Source organism: Flavobacterium flavipigmentatum, assembly GCF_020911905.1.
Taxonomy (GTDB): Bacteria; Bacteroidota; Bacteroidia; order Flavobacteriales; family Flavobacteriaceae; genus Flavobacterium; species Flavobacterium flavipigmentatum.
Map to the genome: position 1 here is coordinate 1,676,973 of NZ_CP087133.1, position 21,584 is coordinate 1,698,556.

The 21,584-nt window shown below is 36.8% G+C and carries 15 protein-coding genes; 9 read left to right on the top strand and 6 right to left on the bottom strand.

Annotation, left to right across the window (positions count from 1 at the left end; genetic code table 11):
* Positions 1-320: 320 nt before the first annotated feature.
* From LNP22_RS07610 to LNP22_RS07645, 8 genes are all read left to right on the top strand, one after another.
* Positions 321-3,443 carry a SusC/RagA family TonB-linked outer membrane protein gene (locus LNP22_RS07610; protein WP_229976015.1) on the top strand — a complete coding sequence of 1,041 codons (3,123 nt, stop codon included), beginning with the start codon at positions 321-323 and terminating at the stop codon, positions 3,441-3,443.
* Between the two features lie 17 nt (positions 3,444-3,460).
* Positions 3,461-4,978, top strand: coding sequence for a RagB/SusD family nutrient uptake outer membrane protein (locus LNP22_RS07615; RefSeq protein WP_229976016.1), 1,518 nt, complete (start codon positions 3,461-3,463; stop codon positions 4,976-4,978).
* A gap of 223 nt (positions 4,979-5,201) precedes the next feature.
* On the top strand, positions 5,202-6,665 hold the full coding sequence (locus LNP22_RS07620) for a glycoside hydrolase family 30 protein (protein WP_229976017.1): 1,464 nt from the start codon (positions 5,202-5,204) through the stop codon (positions 6,663-6,665).
* A 43-nt stretch (positions 6,666-6,708) separates the two neighbouring features.
* Positions 6,709-8,178: a glycoside hydrolase family 30 protein gene (locus LNP22_RS07625; protein ID WP_229976018.1), complete on the top strand. Its 1,470-nt coding sequence runs from the start codon at positions 6,709-6,711 to the stop codon at positions 8,176-8,178.
* 35 nt (positions 8,179-8,213) lie between these two features.
* On the top strand, positions 8,214-10,478 hold the full coding sequence (locus LNP22_RS07630) for a glycoside hydrolase family 3 N-terminal domain-containing protein (RefSeq protein ID WP_229976019.1): 2,265 nt from the start codon (positions 8,214-8,216) through the stop codon (positions 10,476-10,478).
* A gap of 85 nt (positions 10,479-10,563) precedes the next feature.
* Positions 10,564-12,303 (top strand): cellulase family glycosylhydrolase, encoded by a 1,740-nt coding sequence (locus LNP22_RS07635; protein ID WP_229976020.1) that lies wholly within the window; start codon positions 10,564-10,566, stop codon positions 12,301-12,303.
* 141 nt (positions 12,304-12,444) lie between these two features.
* Positions 12,445-13,284, top strand: a complete 840-nt coding sequence (locus LNP22_RS07640) for an endonuclease/exonuclease/phosphatase family protein (RefSeq protein WP_229976021.1) — start codon at positions 12,445-12,447, stop codon at positions 13,282-13,284.
* A 7-nt stretch (positions 13,285-13,291) separates the two neighbouring features.
* Positions 13,292-15,520, top strand: a complete 2,229-nt coding sequence (locus LNP22_RS07645) for a glycoside hydrolase family 3 N-terminal domain-containing protein (RefSeq protein ID WP_229976022.1) — start codon at positions 13,292-13,294, stop codon at positions 15,518-15,520.
* Positions 15,521-15,559: 39 nt separating this feature from the next.
* On the opposite strand, the gene LNP22_RS07650 is transcribed toward LNP22_RS07645, so the two are convergent.
* Positions 15,560-15,850 carry a hypothetical protein gene (locus LNP22_RS07650; protein WP_229976023.1) on the bottom strand — a complete coding sequence of 97 codons (291 nt, stop codon included), beginning with the start codon at positions 15,848-15,850 and terminating at the stop codon, positions 15,560-15,562.
* 222 nt (positions 15,851-16,072) lie between these two features.
* On the opposite strand from LNP22_RS07650, the gene LNP22_RS07655 reads away from it, so the two are divergent.
* Positions 16,073-16,828: an NUDIX hydrolase gene (locus tag LNP22_RS07655; protein ID WP_229976024.1), complete on the top strand. Its 756-nt coding sequence runs from the start codon at positions 16,073-16,075 to the stop codon at positions 16,826-16,828.
* Here the strand turns inward: LNP22_RS07655 and LNP22_RS07660 are convergent.
* From LNP22_RS07660 to LNP22_RS07680, 5 genes are all read right to left on the bottom strand, one after another.
* Positions 16,816-17,433: an alpha-ketoglutarate-dependent dioxygenase AlkB family protein gene (locus LNP22_RS07660; protein ID WP_229976025.1), complete on the bottom strand. Its 618-nt coding sequence runs from the start codon at positions 17,431-17,433 to the stop codon at positions 16,816-16,818. The two genes, LNP22_RS07655 and LNP22_RS07660, sit on opposite strands and share 13 nt — an antisense overlap.
* Positions 17,420-17,665 carry an Ada metal-binding domain-containing protein gene (locus tag LNP22_RS07665; RefSeq protein WP_229976026.1) on the bottom strand — a complete coding sequence of 82 codons (246 nt, stop codon included), beginning with the start codon at positions 17,663-17,665 and terminating at the stop codon, positions 17,420-17,422. The genes LNP22_RS07660 and LNP22_RS07665 overlap by 14 nt, the downstream gene beginning before the upstream one ends.
* 152 nt (positions 17,666-17,817) lie before the next feature.
* Positions 17,818-18,531 (bottom strand): 2OG-Fe(II) oxygenase, encoded by a 714-nt coding sequence (locus LNP22_RS07670; protein ID WP_229976027.1) that lies wholly within the window; start codon positions 18,529-18,531, stop codon positions 17,818-17,820.
* Positions 18,532-19,143: 612 nt separating this feature from the next.
* Positions 19,144-20,010, bottom strand: coding sequence for a methylated-DNA--[protein]-cysteine S-methyltransferase (locus LNP22_RS07675; RefSeq protein WP_229976028.1), 867 nt, complete (start codon positions 20,008-20,010; stop codon positions 19,144-19,146).
* Between the two features lie 240 nt (positions 20,011-20,250).
* Positions 20,251-21,330, bottom strand: a complete 1,080-nt coding sequence (locus LNP22_RS07680) for a WG repeat-containing protein (protein WP_229976029.1) — start codon at positions 21,328-21,330, stop codon at positions 20,251-20,253.
* Positions 21,331-21,584 lie beyond the last annotated feature (254 nt).

Sequence of the window (21,584 nt, forward strand, 5' to 3'; positions counted from 1 at the left end):
TTTTATTGTAATTAGCTTATTTTTAGGCATATAGTTTGATTATATGTCTACTATTTCGATGTAGATGTACTTTTTTTAGATAAAAATAAACATAATTGTTTGATGTAGTGTTTATTTTGTTGACTTAACATTTTTCTAACAATATAAAAATATAATTAAAATATTGATTTATAAATATTTATAAAAAAATTGATGTGTTTTTGTAGCGTATTAATATTACGTTTGATGTGTTTTTGTAATGAAAATTAATTATAAATAATAAAAATTTAAGTTTATTATTGCATCAAATTACTAATTAATTAACCAAAATTTTTAGAAAAATGAAATTAACAAAATTACTTATTTTTTGTATTTCGTCTCTATTGTTTTCTGTTGTCGCAGTAGCACAGGATGTTACGGTAAATGGAATTATAAATGACGAAAGTGGCTTACCCGTCCCTGGGGCAACAATTTTAATCAAAGGAACAACTAAAGCAACTGCTTCTGACTTCGATGGAAAATTTCAAATAAATGTTCCATCTAATGGTACATTGACAATTAGTTTTGTAGGATATAATACGATTAATGAAGCTGTAGACGGAAGGACTAAAATTACCTTTCAATTAAGGCCAGAATCTCAAAGCTTAAACGAGGTTGTTGTTGTTGGATACGGTACGCAAAAGAAAAGTGTTGTAACGGGAGCAATTTCTAGTGTAAAAGCAAAAGATTTAGAAAGTTTACCTATCACAAGAATCGAACAATCTCTACAAGGAAGGGTTTCAGGGGTTTCTATTGCTGCAAATGCAGGTCAGCCAGGATCGGCTTCTACAATCAGGATTCGTGGTTTTACTACTCTTAATAATAACGATCCTTTATGGGTAGTTGACGGTGTAATGATCGACAACGGTGGTATTGGGTACTTGAATCAATCTGATATTGAATCTATCGAGGTGCTAAAAGATGGTGCTTCGGGAGCAATTTACGGTTCTCGTGCTGCTGCGGGGGTTATCTTGGTAACAACCAAAAAAGGTAAATCAGGAAAGATTTCTGTAAATTATACAGGTTTTTCAGGAGTATCTCAAGCGGCAAAGAAAATTGATTTGCTTGATGCATCACAGTATGTTACCATCATGAATGAGGCTTACACGAACGGTGGAAGACCGGCGCCTTATTCTACAACTACTAATTACGGTAAAGGTACTAACTGGCAAGATGCTATTTTTAATAACAATGCGCAGCGTACTTCTCACGAATTAAGTTTTAGTGGAGGAAATGATACTTCAACATTCTATATGTCTTTCGGATTATTAGACCAAGAAGGGATCGTAACCTCTGAAATTTCAAATTATACTAGAAAAAACATTCGTTTAAACTCGACTCATAAATTAGGAAAATATTTTAAAGTTGGTCAGACTTTAGGTTACTCTCATGAAAAAACGATTGGTGTTGGAAACACAAATGATGAGTTTGGTGGGCCTTTGTCTTCAGCGATTAACTTAGATCCATTGACTCCAATTATCGAGACAAATCCAAATCAACCGATCTATCAAAATAATCCGAATGCTCTTAAAGACGCAAACGGAAATTACTATGGCATTTCGACAATTGTAACGCAAGAAAATACTAACCCATTGGCATATACACAAACAAGATTGGGTAATAATGATTTTGCTGATAATTTTGTTGGTAATGTTTTTGGTGAGGTTGAAATTTTACCAGGTTTAAAATTTAAATCTGCAGCAGGTGGTAAATTAGCTTTTTTTGGTTCTGATAACTTTACTCCAGTGTTTTTCTTAAACGGAGCTACTAAAAGAGATAAAAATGAATTGTTCAGATCATACAAAAAATCTTTTAGCTGGAACTGGGAGAATACTTTAAATTATGCTAAGAAATTAGGTGATCATAACTTTAGTGTTTTACTTGGTAAAGGTACATACGTAGACAATATTTCATCTGGTAACGATGTAACTTATCAAGGAGTGCCTGCAACAACGCATGCTGAGGCTTCTTTTAACGTTGAAGTTCCTATTACAGATAAAATTGCTAATGCGTATAGCTCACAAGCGTATGAGCACAGAGTAGAGTCTTTGTTTGGAAGATTAAATTACGATTATAAAGAGAAATATATTTTTACCGGAATTATCCGTCGTGACGGTTCTACTAGATTTGGACCAAATCATAAATACGGAACTTTCCCTTCTGTATCTGCAGGTTGGGTACCATCTAAAGAAGGATTCTGGGGAGAAAATAATGCGATCACTTCGTTAAAAATTAGAGGAGGTTACGGTGTAACTGGAAATGACTCTTCTCCTGATTTCTTATATATTTCTACTGTTGGAATTAAGAGAAACTATACAATTGGAGGAACACCAATTCCGGGACAAAGTCCAAACGCAATTCCTAACCCTGATTTAAAATGGGAAGAAACAAAACAAGCCAATATTGGGTTTGAGATGAGTTTCTTACGTGATTTTAACTTAACGGTAGATTTATTCAACAAAAAAACTGATGGTATTATTATGCCAGTTCCTAATCCTGGTTATGTTGGAGCGTCAGGAGATTCTTATGCTAACTTAGCTAGTATGGAAAATAAAGGTATTGATGTTGAATTAGGGTACCGTAAAAAAATTGGTGCTTTGAATCTTTCGGTTAATGGTAACTTCTCTTACATCAAAAATGAAATCACTTATCTTGACAAGGGTGTTAATTTTATAGCTGGTGATGAGACCGTACAATCTAGTTCTTACGAAATAAACAGAACACAAGTAGGTCAGGCCTACAATTCATTCTACGGGTTTAAAACAAATGGTATTTTTCAAACTCAGGCAGAAATTGATTCCTATCAAAATGCTGCAGGAGTAGTCATTCAGCCAAATGCTAAACCGGGAGATTTCCGTTGGCAAGATCTAAACGGAGATGGTAAAATTGCAGCAGAAGATAGAACTTTCTTAGGGACTTCGTTGCCTAAATATACTTATGGTCTTACTTTGAACTTAGATTACAAAGGAATTGATTTATTAGTTTTTGGTCAAGGAGCAGGTGGAAATAAAATTTACCAAGGTTTAAGAAGGTTAGATATCATTAATGCCAATTACCAAACAGAAGTTTTAGGTCGTTGGACAGGACCGGGATCAACAAACAGTTATCCAAGAGTGACTACTGATGATACAAACAAAAACTTCAGTAATCCATCAGATTTTAATTTACAGAAAGGTGATTTCTTTAGATTCAAAACGATTCAGGTTGGATATTCTCTTCCGTCTGATTTGATCAATAAAATCTCTTTGCAAAAAGTTAGATTTTATTTAACAGGTGAAAACCTTTTCACAATCACAAAATATAATGGTTTTGATCCAGAAGTTGGAGGCCCTACAGCGTCAGGAATGGATAATGTACAAGGTGTTGACAGAGGTTACTATCCTCAAGCAAAATCGTATATGTTAGGTGTTAATTTGCAATTTTAATTAAAAAATAAAATATTATGAAACTGATAAGTTTTAAACAATCGTTAGTCGCTTTTGGAGTGTTATTAACACTTGGATCGTGTGATACCGACGAAAAATTAGAGGTAAAAGGAGATGGAGTAGTATTAGAAACTGATTTTTATAGAAACGAAACAGAAGCTTATTCTGGCTTGGTGGCGGCCTATGATAAAGTAGGTAAATTTGCCGGATCTATGGAAACTGCTCCTTTGTTATTCTTAAATTCTGCTTCAGATGATTTTTATGCAGGTGGAGGTAATTCAGGTGACCAACCTGGTCTTCAGGTGGCTTCAAATTATACGGTAAGCCCTAGTAATATTCCCCCAGCAATCTGGTCTAACTATTACCAAGGTGTTTTTAGATGTAATGTTATGATTCAAAAACTTCCTGGAGTTCCTATGGATGCCGCTAAAAAAGCAAGATTCATGGCCGAAGTAAAAACATTACGTGCTTATTATTATTTTGACATTGTTAGAATGTTCAAGAACGTTCCTTTGATCTTAGTACCGCTTAGTAAAGCAGAAGTTCCTAACGTTTTGCAGGCAAAACCGGCAGATGTTTATGCGCAAATTGAAAAAGATTTAAATGAAGCTATTGCAGATTTACCAATTACAATTCCAGCGAGTGAATCAGGACGTTTTTCACAAGGAGCTGCTATAGCACTTTTAGGAAAAGTTTATTTGTACGATAATAAAAAAGCTGAAGCTGCTGCTGAATTGGCAAAAGTAAATGGTACTCCGGGCCAAATGAGCAGTTATGGTTATAAATTAATGCCAGCTTTTGCTGACTTATGGAATCATGCTAATAAATTTAATACAGAATCTATTTTCGAGATTGCTTATTCAGATAAATCAAATGCTGATTGGGGTAATTTTGAGACTGGTAATGATGAAGGAAATGTTGCCGCTCAATTAATGGGTATGAGAGATTATGCCAGAACAGCTACAGGAGTTACAGCTGGTTTGCCTGATTATATCAATGGTTGGGGCTTCATGGTAGTTACAACCGATTTGGCAAATGCATTAAGTACAGATCCACGTTTTGCTTCTACAATTTTTGATGCTAATGCAGAAAAAGCTGCTGGACGTATAACATTTACAGATAGTTATAACGAAACAGGATATCATTTTATAAAATATGCAGCAGTAAATGCCGATATCAAAGCGACGAATCCTTTCCTTAATTTTGCTATCAATACCTATATCATTCGTTTAGCTGACACCTATTTGTTAGAAGCTGAAGCATTAGGCGGAACAGGAGCAAGAGCTCAGGCGCTTTTAGATGCTGTGAGAGCTAGAGTTGGTTTACCATCTGTACCAGTATCTTTAACTGCAATATATGCAGAAAGAAGGTTAGAATTGGCTGGAGAAGGTCACCGTTGGTATGACTTGGTAAGAACAGGTCAGGCTGCCAGTAAATTGGCATTCAAAGGTTTTACTGCAGGTAAAAATGAAGCATTCCCAATTCCATATAGTGAGTTCAATAATACCAAAATGGTTCAAAACGATCAATATTAAAAATTAAGAAATATTAAGTTAATAGTCCCAAATGAATTTATTTGAAAGACCAATTTGAAAATTTTGATCTTCCGGAATAAATTCGATCAAGATGTTAGTTTGAGTTTAAGTTTGGTTAGTAGAATAGCCCATATTCTTTAGATTATGGGCTATTTTTAAATCAAGTCGGATAAGTTCAAAAAAAAGAGATTTGTAGAAAAGTCTTATTATTAAAAAATGCACAATGAAAAAAATTGGCTTTATAATTACTACTTGTTTATGTTTTTCTTTGGCTGTTTTTTCACAGCAAAAAAGCCAAAAGCATTTACAGAAATTTACAACAACCAACAAAAAAATCACTGTTTATACTACAGCAGCAGATACGAAATTAAGGTTAACCCCTACAGATAATTTAAGTTTTACAGCCTCGCAGCAACCCACAGAAACAGAAATTTCTGTTTTTGTAGAACCTTCAAAACAATTTCAGAGTTTTCTAGGAATAGGTGGCGCGATTACCGATGCAAGTGCCGAAATTTTTGCAAACTTATCAAAAGAAAAACAAACCGAATTTTTAAACGCTTATTACGATACCCAAAAAGGAATCGGATATTCATTGCTAAGAACAACTATTCAAAGTTCTGATTTTAGCAGCGGAAGCTATTCTTATATCGAAGAAGGTGATAAAGATTTAAAGACTTTCTCTATTGAGCATGATCGCAAATACCGCATTCCGATGATTAAAGCGGCTATTAAAACGGCTGGTGGAAAGTTAGTTACTTACGCAGCACCTTGGTCGCCAAACGCTTTCATGAAAAGTAATAAAAATGTGCTACAGGGCGGAACATTGTTGCCAGAGTTTTTTCAACCTTGGGCAAATTTTTATGCCAAATTTATAAAAGAATACAATAAAGAAGGAATTCCGATCTGGGGAACATCTGTTCAAAACGAGCCAATGGCTACTCAAAAGTGGGAATCGTGCTTGTATACAGCCGATGCCGAAAGAGATTTCTTGAAAAATTACCTTGGGCCAACGCTTAAAAAAGAAGGTTTAGGAAATGTGAAAATTATTGCTTGGGATCATAATCGTGATTTGATGGTGCAAAGAGCCAACGTCATTTTTTCTGATCCGGAAGCTTCAAAATATGTTTGGGGAATGGGTTTTCATTGGTATGAAACTTGGACTGGAGCACAACCCATGTTCGAAAATGTGGCAAAAGTACATGAGTCTTATCCCGATAAAAAATTACTTTTTACAGAAGGTTGCATCGAGAAATTTGATCCTGCAAAATACCAGTTTTGGCCCAATGCCGAAAGATACGGAACTTCGATGATCAATGATTTTAATAACGGAACCGTGGGATGGACAGATTGGAATATTCTCTTAGATCAATTTGGAGGACCAAATCATGTAGGCAATTTTTGTTTCGCGCCTATACATGCTGACACAACAACAGGAGAGCTTATTTACACACCATCTTATTATTATATTGGGCATTTCTCAAAATTTATTCGCCCAAATGCAGTTAGAGTAAGCACATCAGTGAGCAGAAGTTATTTGATAAGTACTTCTTTTTTGAATACCGATGGTAAAATGGCAACAGTTGTAATGAATCATACCGATAATGAAATTACATACAATTTTATTATCGCAGCAGAAAAAACAATTGTCAAGATTCCTGCACACGCAATTCAAACATTAGTTTACTAAATAGTTATATGATCGAATCAGTTTAAAAGTTTTTTAAAATACAATGAAATCAATCTATAGCATTTTAATAATTCCAGTAGTATTGCTACAATTAAGTTGGTCTTCATCAAAAGATGAGGGTTCTTCTGGAGCTTTTTCATTCGATCCGAATAAAAAAATTCAGGTGTATACAACAGCCGAAAATTCAAATTTAAGGTTGTCTTTATCGAATGATTTTATTTCGAAAGTATCTCCAGAGTCAAAAAAACCGACAGTCTCGATTACATTAGATGACGCAAAAACGTTTCAAACTTTTCTGGGTATCGGAGGCGCTATTACAGATGCAAGTGCCGAAGTTTTTGCCAAATTACCGTTAGAAAAACAGCAGGAATTTTTAACAGCTTATTACGATAAAAACAAAGGAATTGGTTACTCGTTGGCGAGAACCAATATTCATAGTTGCGATTTTAGCAGCCAGAGTTATACTTATGTTCAGGAAGGCGATAAAGATTTGAAAACCTTCAATATTGATCACGATAGAAAATATAGAATTCCATTACTTAAAAAAGCAATTCAAGCTGCTGGTGGCAAGCTAACTTTATTCGTGAGTCCCTGGAGTCCTCCAGCCTTTATGAAAGACAATAATGATATTTTGCATGGTGGGGTTTTGTTGCCTGAGTTTGCTCAATCATGGGCAAATTATTATGCTAAATTTATAAAAGAATACGAAAAAGAAGGAATCCCAATCTGGGGATTAACCATCCAAAACGAACCAATGGCAAGTCAGCGTTGGGAGTCTTGTATTTATACTCCTGAAGCCGAGAGAGATTTCTTGAAAAATTTTCTGGGGCCAACTTTAGCCAATCAAGGACTTGGTTCTAAAAAAATAATTATCTGGGATCATAATCGTGGCGAAATGCTAGAGAAAAGAGCGCAACTTGTTTTTTCAGATCCTGAAGCTTCAAAATATGCTTGGGGAATTGGATTTCACTGGTATGAAACATGGAATGGCGGGCCACCAAAATTCGAATCTGTAGCGAAGGTTTATGAAGCTTTTCCAACTAAAAATTTAATTTTTACCGAAGGTTGCGTAGAGCGATTTGATACTGCCAAATATCAATTTTGGGGAAATGCTGAGCGCTACGGTCTCAACATGATTAATGATTTTAATAATGGAACAGTAGGCTGGACAGATTGGAATGTTTTATTAGACCAAAACGGCGGCCCCAATCATGTTGGCAATTTTTGTTTTGCTCCTATACATGCCGATACCAATTCGGGAGAATTAATTTTCACTCCGATGTATTATTATATCGGACATTTTTCAAAATTTATTCGTCCAGGTGCCAAAAGAATTAGCCAAAAATTGAGTGATACTTCATTATTAAGTACGTCATTTAAAAACTCAGATGGAAAAAAGGTAACTGTTGTCATGAATCAATCAGATAAAGAAGTGGTTTATGAACTAGTTTCTGATTCGCAAAAAAATACAATTACAATACCGGCGCATGCCATGCAAACTCTTGTTTATTAGAGTTTTTTATTATCATATTAATTTAAAAGTTTAAAATGAAAAATGCTATTTTACTCCTTTCTGCTTTCCTAATTTGTGGAGCAGGATGGAGCCAGGAAACCAAAAACAAAAAATCAGATATTGATGCTAAAGTTGCATCATTATTATCAAAAATGACATTAGAAGAAAAAGTGGGACAGATGACTCAAATTACGGTTACCGTTTTTGAAGATCCCGCAAAACCCGGTTATTTTGATGCTGCAAAACTAAAACAAGGAATTCAGGATTATCATATTGGTTCTATTCTGAATGTGCCAAATCCTGGTGCGCCAACGACTAAAAGATGGCAGGAAACCATGACTGCGATAACTAATGAAGCCAATAAAACGAGGCTTAAAATTCCGGTTTTGTATGGTATAGATGCTATTCATGGTGCCAGTTATACGGCCGGAGCCACTTTATTTCCTCAGCAAATTGGGTTGGCAGCAACTTTTAATACTAATTTGGTAAAACGTGGTGCCGAAATCTCTGCTTACGAGACCAGAGCATCTTCTATTCCTTGGGTTTTTTCCCCAGATTTAGATTTTCCTAGAAATCCAGCTTGGTCAAGAATGTGGGAATCTTTTGGCGAGGATGCCTATTTATCTGCTCAGATGGCCGTGGCTTTGGTGGACGGTTTTGAGAGAAATGATGTAGGATCAAAATATAGTGTTGCCTCATGTATGAAACATTACATTGGTTATGGAAGCACTACAACAGGAAAAGACAGGACGCCAAGTATTATCCCAGAACGTATTTTGAGACAGTACGATTTAACCATTTATGAGGCGGCAATAAAAGCCGGAGCAAAAAGTGTGATGGTGAGTTCGGGCGAAATTAATGGCACACCAGTGCATTCTAGTAAACATTTGCTTACCGATATTCTAAAAAACGAATTGGGTTTTAAAGGGGTTGTCGTAACCGACTGGAAAGATATTATTTACCTCAATACACGACACAAAGTTGCCGAAACCAAAAGAGACGCTGTTCGTATTGCGGTAATGGCAGGAATTGATATGAGCATGGTGCCAGAAGAGTTTTCTTTCTACACCGATTTGGTTGATTTGGTTCAAAAAGGAGAGGTGCCAATGTCCCGAATTGATGATGCTGTAACGCGTATTTTAAGAATGAAGTTCGAATTGAATTTGTTCGAGAATACGGTAGCGAATCTAAAAGATTATCCAAAATTTGGTTCTGAGGAACACATTTTGGAAGCTTACAAAACCGCTGCCGAATCGATTACTTTATTAAAAAACAAGGATGCTGTTTTGCCTTTAAACAAAACGGATAAAATTCTGGTAACGGGAGCAACAGCCAACAGTATGAAATACTTAAATGGAGGCTGGTCTTACAATTGGCAAGGCGAAAACTCTGATGTATACGCTGCTGATAAATCGACTATTCTGGAAGCATTTCAAAATAAATTAGGCAAAGAAAATGTATTGTACACTCCCGGCGCTGATTTAGAAAAAGAAGACGATGCCGAAATTGCAAAAGCAGTTGAATTGGCCAAAAATGCATCCAAAATAGTATTGTGTTTGGGAGAGAAAAATTATACAGAGACTCCGGGAGACATCAGTGATATTTACATCAGTAAGTCACAAATTAAATTAGCGTTGGCTTTATCCAAATTAAATAAGCCGATTGTTTTGGTTTTAAACGAAGGAAGACCAAGATTAATCAGTGATTTTGAAGACAAAATGAGTGCCGTAGTACAATGTTATTTACCAGGAAATGAAGGAGGACGAGCATTAGTTGATATTTTGTACGGAGATGTAAATCCGAGTGGAAGATTGCCTTATAACTACCCGAGATATCCTAATTCATTAGAAAAATACAATCGAAAATATACAGAAAGCATTTCTGAAAATGAGCAAAATAACGATGCCAAATACGAAAAAAGCTATTTGCCTCAGTTTGAATTCGGAACTGGATTGTCTTACACGACTTTTGCTTATTCAAATTTAAAAATTGATAAAACAGAAATCAGTAATACGGACGAAATTCAGGTTTCGGTTGATGTTACAAACTCAGGGAAAAGAGCAGGTAAAGAGTCGGTTTTACTCTATTTGTCTGATAATTTTGCTTCGATTACACCAGAAGTAAAAGCGTTAAAAAGATTCGAAAAAATTAGTTTAGAGCCAAACGAAACCAAAACAGTAAAGTTTACATTGAACCAAAAAGATCTTCAATTTGTCAATCAGGACTTAAAATGGATTGCTGAAAAAGGAACCTTTACGATTCAGATCTCAGACTTGAAAAAAGATTTTTTATTAAAATAAATCATAACTATTCCTCCAAAGTTTTCTCAAAACTTTGGAGGTTTTAATTTGAATGCCAATAAAGTTCCGTTTTTAAATACATAAAATGAAGAAACTAATTTTTATACTGCAACTATTGATTTCGATCGCGTCTTTTGCGCAAGGTTTTTTGCATAGAGACGGTCAAAATATTGTTGATGGCAACGGAAAAAATGTAGTATTAAGAGGTCTCGGACTAGGAGGATGGATGGTTCAGGAAGGCTACATGCTGCAAACGCAGTCTTTCGCTAGTCCGCAATATGTTATCAGGCAGAAAATTCAGGATGTTATTGGAGAAGAAGGAACAAAAGAATTTTATACGGCCTACAAAGCAAACGGAATTACAAAGAGAGATATTGACTCGCTGGCAGTTTGGGGGTTTAATTCGGTTCGATTGCCAATGCACTATAATTTATACACGCCTCCAGTTGAAGCCGAGAAAAATGGTCAAATAACTTGGCTCGAAGAAGGTTTTACCATGACCGATAATTTGCTAAAATGGTGTGCCGAAAACAAAATGTACCTTATTCTAGATTTGCACGCTGCTCCGGGCGGACAAGGAAATGATGCTGCGATTTCGGATTATGATACTACAAAACCATCGCTTTGGGAAAGTGAAGCCAATCAGAAAAAAATGATTGCTTTATGGAAGAAGTTAGCTTCTCGATACAAAAATAATCCGTGGATCGGTGGCTACGACATCATCAACGAACCCAACTGGAATTTTACAGGAACCAATAAAAATGGCTGCGATGAAAACGCCAACGGGCCTTTAAGAGAATTGATGATAGCCGTTACTAAGGCCATTCGCGAAGTAGATACGAATCATTTAATCTTTATCGAAGGAAATTGCTGGGGTAACAATTACAACGGAATTTTTCCTTTATGGGATGAAAATATGGCGTTGAGTTTTCATAAATATTGGAACTACAATACAACAGGTTCTATCCAGAAAATGCTCGATTACAGAAAACAATATAATGTTCCGATTTGGTTGGGTGAAAGCGGTGAGAACTCCAATGTTTGGTTTAAAGAAGCCATTTCGCTTGTCGAAAATAATAATATTGGCTGGGCTTTTTGGCCGATGAAGAAAATAGAAAATATTGCAGGCGTAACGTCAGTAACTAAAATTCCGGAATACGATGTTTTATTAAAGTATTGGAAAGAGGGCGGTACAAAACCATCTGTTGATTTCGCCAAAAAAGCATTGCTAAAAATGGCCGATAATTACAAAATGGAAAACCTGACCGTAAAACCAGATGTTATTGATGCGATGTTCAGACAAGTGCAATCTAATGATACAAAAGCATACAAAAAACATTTTATTCCGGGTAAAATAGCCGCAACAGAATATGATTTGGGAACCAATGAAATGGCCTATTCTGATAAGGATTTTGTAAATTATCGAGTAGAAACAGGTAATTTTGAGGAGTGGAATAAAGGAAACACGATGCGAAATGATGGTGTTGATATTCTGCCTTGCAAGGATTCAGGTTCAAATGGATATCAGGTTTCTTTTATCGAAGACGGAGAATGGTTGCAGTTTACAACAGAAGTTTCAAAAACACAAACATACAAAGTTGCAATTAGGTATTCGAGTGCAAAAAGTAAAGGACAAATTTATTTAGAAACAGAGAAGGGAAAAAGATCAAAAAGTATCACACTTCGTGCAACCGGCTCAGATACTAATTGGAAAACGATCACATTATCAGGACTTCAGCTAAATGCCGGAATCAATAAAATAAAGATCGTTTTCGAAAAAGGGGGTTTCAATTTGAATTGTCTGGATTTTAAAACTCAAAAATAACAGGTTCAGAATAATTTGATTGTGTTAAAAAAAAAGCAATGTTCACGGTAAGTTAAAGAGGGTAACTAATTATTTTATTACATTAGTTTTTCCGTAAAGCAGGATAAATAAAGAAGCTTTACCATTAAAATTATGTACAATATGAAAACAAAGAAAACGTTGCTTTTTTTTATGATGCTATTTTTGGTTAGCATTTCAAATTATGGTCAAAATCTCAAAATGATGACCTATAATATTCGTCTTAATGTTGCTTCAGATGGCGAAAATGCATGGCCTAATCGAAAAGATTTTTTTATTTCTCAAATACAATTTTACAGCCCCGATATTTTGGGTGTTCAAGAAGCAACACCTGGTCAAGTTACCGAAATTGCTGCTTCGTTGCCCAATTATACTAAATTTGGAATGGCAAGAGAGGGTGAGGGGAAAGGAGAGGCAAGTACGATTTATTATAAAAAAGACCGTTTTCAGGTGCAGGATTCCAATACGTTTTGGCTTTCTGAAACGCCTGATAAAATATCGATGGGCTGGGATGCGGCTTGTCATCGAGTTTGCACGTATGGGTTGTTTAAAGATGTAAAAACCAAAAAACTATTTTGGGTTTTTAATACACATTTAGACCATGTTGGCAATGAAGCTAGAATCAAAGGAGTAGAATTGATTCTTTCAAAAATTACAGCTTTAAACACTAAAAATTATCCGGTGTTTTTAATGGGTGATCTTAATTCAGAACCTAATACGCCACAAATTGCCGCAATCAAAAAAGTAATGAATGATACAAAAGAGGTTTCAGTAGAAAAACCATTTGGTCCTGTCGGAACTTTTAATAATTTTGAGCACAACAAACCAGTAAAATTAGAAATAGATTATATTTTTATTTCAAAAAATAGTGAACTAAAAGTTCAAAAGCATGCCGTTTTAAGTGACGCGATTGATCTAAAATACCCTTCGGATCACTTACCGGTTTTTATCGAAATTAATTAAATTGAAAATGAAGAGAATAACCACAATGACCCTGTTGATGGTGTCCTTATTTGCCACTGCGCAGCAAGAAACAATAGATCAAAAAGTGAATACTTTATTGAAGAAAATGACTATTGAAGAGAAAATAGGCCAACTCAATCAGTACACGGGAGACAACTCGGCTACGGGGCCTATTACCATAAATCCAAACAAACAAGCCGAAATAAAAGGAGGTTTGGTGGGCTCGATGCTCAATGTCATCGGAACAACTTACACCAGAAAATATCAGGAATTAGCGATGCAATCCCGCCTTAAAATCCCGATGTTATTTGGTCAGGATGTGATTCATGGTTATAAAACTACATTTCCAATTCCGCTTGCAGAAGCTGCCAGTTGGGATTTGCAAGCCATAGAATTGGCGGCAAGAGTTGCTGCCACAGAAGCTTCTGCCAGCGGAATTCACTGGACATTTGCGCCTATGGTAGATATTGGTCGTGACCCTCGTTGGGGACGCGTGATGGAAGGTGCTGGAGAAGATACTTATTTGGGTTCTAAAATTGCGTACGCACGAGTAAAAGGCTTTCAAGGCAATAAGTTGGGCGATTTAAACTCGGTTATGGCGTGTGTAAAACATTTTGCAGCTTATGGAGCAGCAACAGGCGGAAGAGATTATAACTCGGTTGATATGAGCGAAAGAATGTTGTTCGAAACGTATTTGCCGCCTTTTAAAGCGGCCTTAGATGCCGGTGCCGCTACGTTTATGAATTCTTTTAATGACCTTAACGGAATTCCTGCAACCGGAAACGTGCACTTGCAAAGAGATATCTTAAAAGGTAAATGGAACTTTCAAGGGTTTGTGGTATCAGACTGGGGTTCTATAGGAGAGATGGTTGCTCACGGTTATTCAAAAGATCTTAAATCAGCTGCTCTTGCTGCCATTACAGCAGGAAGCGATATGGATATGGAAAGCAATGCTTATCGCTATAATTTGGCCAATCTTGTAAAAGAAAATAAGGTTTCGATTGATTTGATTGATGATGCTGTACGAAGAATTCTTCGCAAAAAATTTGAGTTGGGTCTCTTTGATGATCCTTACCGTTATTCGGATGCTCAGAGAGCCGAAAAAGCATTAAACGATCCAGAGAATAGAGTAGCAGCTCGCGAAATGGCGAAGAAAAGTATCGTTTTATTAAAAAATGAAAAGGAGACGTTGCCACTTTCTAAAAACCTGAAAACGATCGCTTTCATCGGCCCAATGGTCAAAGAATACAAAGCCAATATGGGTTTTTGGGCAGTTGATTTACCTGAGGTAGATTACAATAAATGGATCGTTTCGCAATGGGATGGTTTCCAAAATAAAGTAGGTAAAAATACCAAGCTCCTTTATGCGAAAGGCTGCGAGGTCGAGGGCGATAACAAAAGCGGTTTTGCCGAAGCTGTCGCAATCGCCCAACAGGCCGATGTTGTGGTTTTGAGTATCGGAGAAAGACACGATATGAGTGGTGAGGCAAAAAGCAGAAGCGACCTTCATTTGCCTGGTGTTCAGGAAGATTTGGTAAAAGCCATTGCTGCAACAGGAAAGCCAGTTGTAGTTCTGATCAATGCTGGAAGACCGCTTATCTTCAACTGGACCGCAGACAATGTTCCTGCCGTTGTGTATACATGGTGGCTGGGTACAGAAGCCGGAAATGCAATCGCAGATGTATTGTTTGGAGATTACAATCCGTCGGGGAAATTGCCTATGACTTTCCCAAGAGAAGTAGGGCAGATTCCTATTTATTACAATCATTTTAGTACAGGAAGACCACCCGCTGATGAAAACGCAAAAGGCTATGTTTCTTCGTATATTGATCTAAAAAACTCGCCTAAATTTCCTTTTGGTTATGGGTTAAGTTACACTAAATTCAATTATTCAGGTTTAAAATTATCTTCGGTAAAAATGAAGAGAGACCAAACCATTAAAGTTTCTTTTCAATTATCGAATGTTGGAAAAGTAGCCGGAGAAGAAGTAGTACAATTGTATCTGAAAGACAAATTTGGTTCTGTGGTAAGGCCTGTTTTAGAACTGAAAGATTTTCAAAAAGTAAAATTAAATGCAGGAGAATCTAAAACGATCGAATTTACAATTGACAAAGAAAAGTTATCTTTTTATAACAATAAATTAGAATGGGGGCCAGAAGCTGGAGATTTCGAGCTGATGATTGGCACCTCGTCTGCAGATAGTAAACTTAAATCTGACTTTGAGTTAGTAGAGTAAAAGTAAGAGGTAATTGGCGTTATCGATTTTATAAAGGTGCTATTTTAGTACATTGTGTATAAAATCGATAGCGCCAATTCCTTTATAAGAAGCAAAAAGGGCTTTGTCAAAAGCCTCGCGTTTTGCTTTTTTATCTTTGTTCTCATTCTCAACGATCATTTCGTTAAAAATGCGCTCCTGTTCTTCGCTATATTTCATCGAAGCTTCTAAGAGATAAGTTTTAGAAACATAGCCAAAAGAGGTGAGAATTTTGGTGGTGATTTTCTGATTTATTTTTTTTGTAAAATTGCTAATCATATCGCTTTCATTGACTTTCGTGTGTTTTTTCATCAGATAACAACCATTTTTCTTTCAAATGCGTTATTATGACGCAATGTACTTATTTTTTTAATTCGAATTTAATTTTAAGTAAAAATTGTGATCACAGCAAACTTTTTTTTTAAATTACAATAATAAGTAGCTTGTTTCTAAAAGCGATCCCGATTGTAGAAAATTAAGTTAAATTGCATCTTCAAAGAGCAGTCAGAAATTCTGGCAGTAAACAAAAAAACAATGTTACAAGGAGTGATAGAAAACAATGCAAATTACCAACCCGGACTTTCTATAGATTGTGTCATTTTTGGCTTTCATCACAATCAGCTTAAAGTTTTACTACTCAAAACGCCTTTTGAAAGCAAATGGTCTTTGCCTGGTGGTTTTGTGCCAATTGATGAAGACATCGATACCGCCGCCGTAACGGTTCTGAATGTGCGCACAGGCATGGAAGGTATTTTTTTGAGGCAATTTGCTACTTTTGGAAAAGTAAAACGCAATGACAAACATTTTAATGATACTGTTTTAGACTACCTTAAAATTCCTCAACAAGAAGTTAAATGGTTTACTCAGCGATTTATAACTATTGGGTATTACGCCTTAGTCGATTTTCTGAAAGCGGTTCCTCAGAAAGGCAATCATCAGGAAATCATCGAGTGGATTGATCATAAAGAAATGCCCGAACTCATATTAGATCATAAAGAAATTCTCGACAAAGCACTCGAAACCCTCCGTGCAGAGCTCAATTTAATGCCTATTGGCTATAATCTATTGCCCGAAAAATTTACGATTCCCGAACTCCAGAAGTTGTACGAAACTATTTTGGATCGAAAGTTAGACAGAAGAAATTTTCTCCGAAAAATAACCAATATCGGTATCTTGAACAAGCTTGACGAAAAGAAAAGCAACGTTGCCCACAAGGCTCCTAATTTGTACACTTTTGACAAAGAAAAATACCAAGAAGTCCTTAAAAACGGATTGAATCAGGGTTGGTAGTCTACAATTGTTCGAAAAGTCAGGTTTACTCTGGGTTTAAAAATGGTTTTGGTGGGAGGCAAGCGATGCAGCCAATGCGTTTGTGTGGTGTCTTTCATGACCAGCACACTGCCATGTTCTAGTACTAAAGAAACGGTTTCTTTGCTCTCTTTATGTTTGAAAGCAAACTTGCGCTCGGCGCCAAAACTTACCGAGGCAATGGCACCATTTTTCTTTAAATCTTTCTCTGCATCACTGTGCCACGCCATGCCTTCCTCGCCAGAATGGTACAAATTAAGCAAACACGAGTTGAATGTTTCTCCTGTTTTTTCCTCTATAATCGCTTTCAACTCTAGTAAGTCCGCCGTCCAAGGCAGGGCTTTTTTGGTAGTGTTAGAGTAGGTATATTCAAAACCTACATCGCCGTACCACGCCACTTTTCTTTTGGTAATAATGAGTTTTCCAAAGATCACTGCTTCGTCATTTTTCCATTCGATAGTATTCAGCAAAACATCACAATAATGATCAGAAGATGCTCTGTCAAATAGTTTTCCGTAATAATTTACGGTACCGTCTTTCGGAAGTAAGTTCGTTGTTGGATCGGTTTCGGGGTTAAATAAGTCCATTTTTCCAGTTTAGGTATTCGGTTTTCATACAGTGTCCACAAGGTCTAAAGCCGCTTTGTCTGGCTTCATTTTCAGACAAAAAGAAAACCCGGTTTTCACGTTTCATTCTTTTGCCAGAAGCACATTTTAGTATTCCGTAGATTTTTAGTTTTCGATTGCCACCGAAGCAAATTTCGTGATTTTTAATTTTATGATGTAATTCGGAGTCCGAAATTTTATAGTGTTCAATCATTTTTTTTTAAGTTATAAAGGTGCGAGTTACTAAGGTACTAAGGTTAAAAAATAGAGCTGTTTGACTCTTCTTAGCGGATTATCCTAGTGCCTCAGTAACTTAGCGCCTCAGCATCTTAGTAACTCAGTACCTTAGTAACCCAGTCCCTTAAATCAAGACAACGCATCATGAAAAATAATTCCCAAAGTATGTCGTTCGCCACTGTGTATTTCACTCACGCCATGTTTCATATTTACACGATAATAGCCTTTTGTGCCTTTTACAGGTCTGAAATTGGTGGTAAAAATCAAAAGATCTCCCTTTTTGGGTTGCAATACAATCGCTTTAGACTGTGCACGGGGCGTTTGTTCGGTCAATACAAATTGGCCTCCCGTAAAATCTTCATCGGGTTTGTTTAAGAAAAGCACTGTTTGAATGGGGAAATAAACCGCTCCGTACAAATCCTGATGCAGCGTATTAAAACCACCTTTACCATATTTTAAAATTAGAACCGTTGCTTTCTGTTGATTATTGGCATGGCATTGCTGTAGTAATTCTTTGTGTGTGGCAGGAAAAACAGTGTCAATGTTTAACGCTTTCATCCATGCATTGGCAATGGGTGCCAGTTTAGGATAAAGCGATGTTCGAAGAGTCTGAATCAGATCGGGTAGCGGATAATCAAAATATTTGTATTCACCCAAACCAAAACGGTAACGCTCCATTACAACTGTTTTTCGGTACAAAGTTGGGGTAGCATAATTGGTTTTTAAGGTTTCGCATTGTTCATCAGTGATCAAATTAGAGACTAGTGCAAATCCTTTTTGGTGCAGGTCTTCGGTGATGGTTTCCCAATGAAGGGCAGCTATCTTTTGAGAGGTTTTTTGCATGGTAGTAGTTTTAAATAATGAATTAAAAGGTATAAAATAATGATACAGCGGAGTTGTTTATGGTTCGAATGAGTTTCTATGACCCATTGGAGGGGTTATGTATAGCATCGGAATAATTCTGAGATAAACTGATGGAATATTTACAAGCTTGGTTGCGGTTTTGGATAGCATTGTTGAAGTCTAGAACCCTACCGTTGGGGTTCTATCAAGGTCGGTTGGGGTTCTGAGCTCCTCCTATGGGGTTCTGAACCGCAATGATGAGGTTCAGAACCCCAGCCACGGGGTTTAGAACCTAACTCACGGGGTTCTGAACTAAAGCTACGGGTCTTACAACCCCGCTGGAGGAGCTTAGAACCCCAACGATGAGGTCTAGAACCTCAACGACGTGGTTCAAAACCTCAACGACGGGGTCTGGAACCCCAACGACGGGGTTCGGAACCTCAATGATGGGGTCTAGAACCTCAATGACGGGGTTCGGAACCTCAATGACGAGGTCTGGAACCCCAACGACGGGGTTCGGAACCCCAAATTTTAGGTTCAGAAGGGTAAAACTTGATGATTTGACTTAAAAATGGGGTGGCTGGCATTAAAAATACCATTCCAAGATTGCCTTTAAGGAGAAAAAGCACCTACGTCCAGATCAGACTGAGCGCCTTCCCACCCAATTATAGCGGTTTTTCGGGTGTTTCCCCACATGTATCCGCCAAAAGTACCCGTAGATTGAATCACACGATGACACGGAATTAAAAATGCGACAGGATTGCTGCCAATTGCCGTGCCCACCGCTCGTGAGGCATTGGGTTTTGCTATTTTTTGTGCAATAGTACCATAAGTAGCAAGCTGCCCCATGGGTATTTTTAGCAAGGTTTCCCAAACTTTCAACTGAAAATCGGTTCCTTTTAAGTGTAGTTTTATTTCAGATAATGTACTCCAGTCATTCTGGAAAATAGCGAGGGCATTTTGTTGTACCCCATCTGATTTTTGTTCGAATGTTGCATTAGAAAACTGTTGTTGTAATGCGATTAGTCCCGCGATTTCATCTTCGGCGAAAGCCATAAAACAAATACCTTTTGAGGTAGAAGCCACGATAATATTCCCGAAAGGGCTTTGGGCAAAACTATAGCGGATAGACAGATTTTTGCCGCTATTTTTATATTCGGCAGGTGTCATGCCTTCGATCTTAATAAATAAATCATGAAGGCGGCTGGTGCCCGAAAGACCCGTATCAAAAGCGGCATCAAATAAGGTGGCTTGCTGATTGTCTTTGAGTATTTTTTTGGCATGCTCGACACTAATGTACTGCAAAAACTTCTTCGGACTCGTGCCAGCCCACTCGGTAAACAAACGCTGAAAGTGAAACGGACTCAAATGTACTTTTTCTGCCACCTCATCTAGATTGGGTTGCGTTTTAAAGTGCGTCTTGATGTACTCGATAGCAGCAGCAATGCGATTGTAATTGATGTTTTCCTGTGTGTTCATTTTCTTTCCATTTTATAAAGCAAAGATCGATTGGTTTCTCTGGTTATAAAATCCGAAACTTGCTGAGTTCTTTAACCGAGAAGAGTGCTAGGATTTACGCAAAGTTGGCTATATTTTGCATGCAAAGTCACAAATAGGTAAACGGGGTGGTCATTTTTGTCATCCTGACGGAGGAAGGATCTTCGCAAGTAAATCGGCAAAGATTAGGGAGTTTAAAATAAAAATTTGCCAATAAAACTTTTATTTAAGTTCCTCTTTTCCCGACGAAACACTGATCAACTTGTATCCGTTTTCAGTTTTCAAAAATTGCAAATGATCCTGTCCGAAATCTGATTTGTTTTTAGATGAAATGACGATGTTTTTAACCGGATATTGCCAATCTTTTGGTTCATTGCAATTATTGAAATACATTTTGTATTCGCTGGTTTCGAAAATAAATTTATTTAATCGATCTGAGGAAACAAAATAATCTGTTTTTGCAGCATTTAGTTCCTGTAATTTTAGTTTTATAAAAGTATAATTCTGGCCGATGAATTTAGTTTTGGATGCAGTTACCCATCCATTTGGCTCTTTCCAATAGGTAATTTTTTCAAAAGAATTTTTTATTAAATTGTCTTTGGATACATCCGAGAGTAAATTGTTTTTGAGCCATGCTTTAAACTCCTTATCAAAATTGATGAACGAATAATAGAGTCCGTCAACGCCAATGAAATGATCTCTTATAGGATCTGGATTTTGTTCTTTTGATTTTTCTAAAGAATAAAAATTGAGTTCATCAGTGCAGGCAAAATTTTCAACTAATACTTTGTTCGTGGTGTCAATAAGATATTCTTTGCCGCCAGACCAGAAATAATGCTCTCCATCTTGTATTTTTACAGCATCTTTTAGGGCGATGATCATTCCGTTTCTAACCCTTGTTATACCACTGTATTGGGCTGGGATTACAATTTTTCCATCGCTATTAAACAAGCCCATTTTGTCTGTTTTGTAATCTTTAAAACGAATAAAACCTTCGTTTTCGCAATCGGGACTATTGTCATAAATGTACAAGCTATCGCGACCCACTATTTTGCCCGATTTTGTCAGGTAATAACTTTTCCAGGTTGCGTTAGTTTCCTCCGTAACCACCATAATATCGTCAAATTTATGAGCGATACTCATGCCCATAAACTTTGGTGCTATTTTGATGTTGCCTTTGCTGTCCTTAAAGCCTGTGAGTGTAGAATCTGCATTCTGAAAAGCAATCCAGGTGTCTTTGTTTTGGGCAAATAACAAGCAGTTTGTAAAAAGTATTAGACAGAATAGTGTGAGTTGTTTCATGATATAAAATTTGAATCTAATGCGAGACGTTTTTAAAGTCAGTTGGGGTTACAATTTTAAGTTTATAAAAGTATTAAAATATCTCAATTAATCTTAGCGTTTCTTTGTGGTTGTGTGCGTGAGGGATAGCAGCAAGCTACCGAAGTAGCGCGGATAGCCCGACAGCCTTTGAGAAATGGCCCAATGAGCGCAAAGGATATTGGGCCGTTTTTTAAAGGGTGGCACGCCCAGATTATTTTAGATTTCTGAGTTTA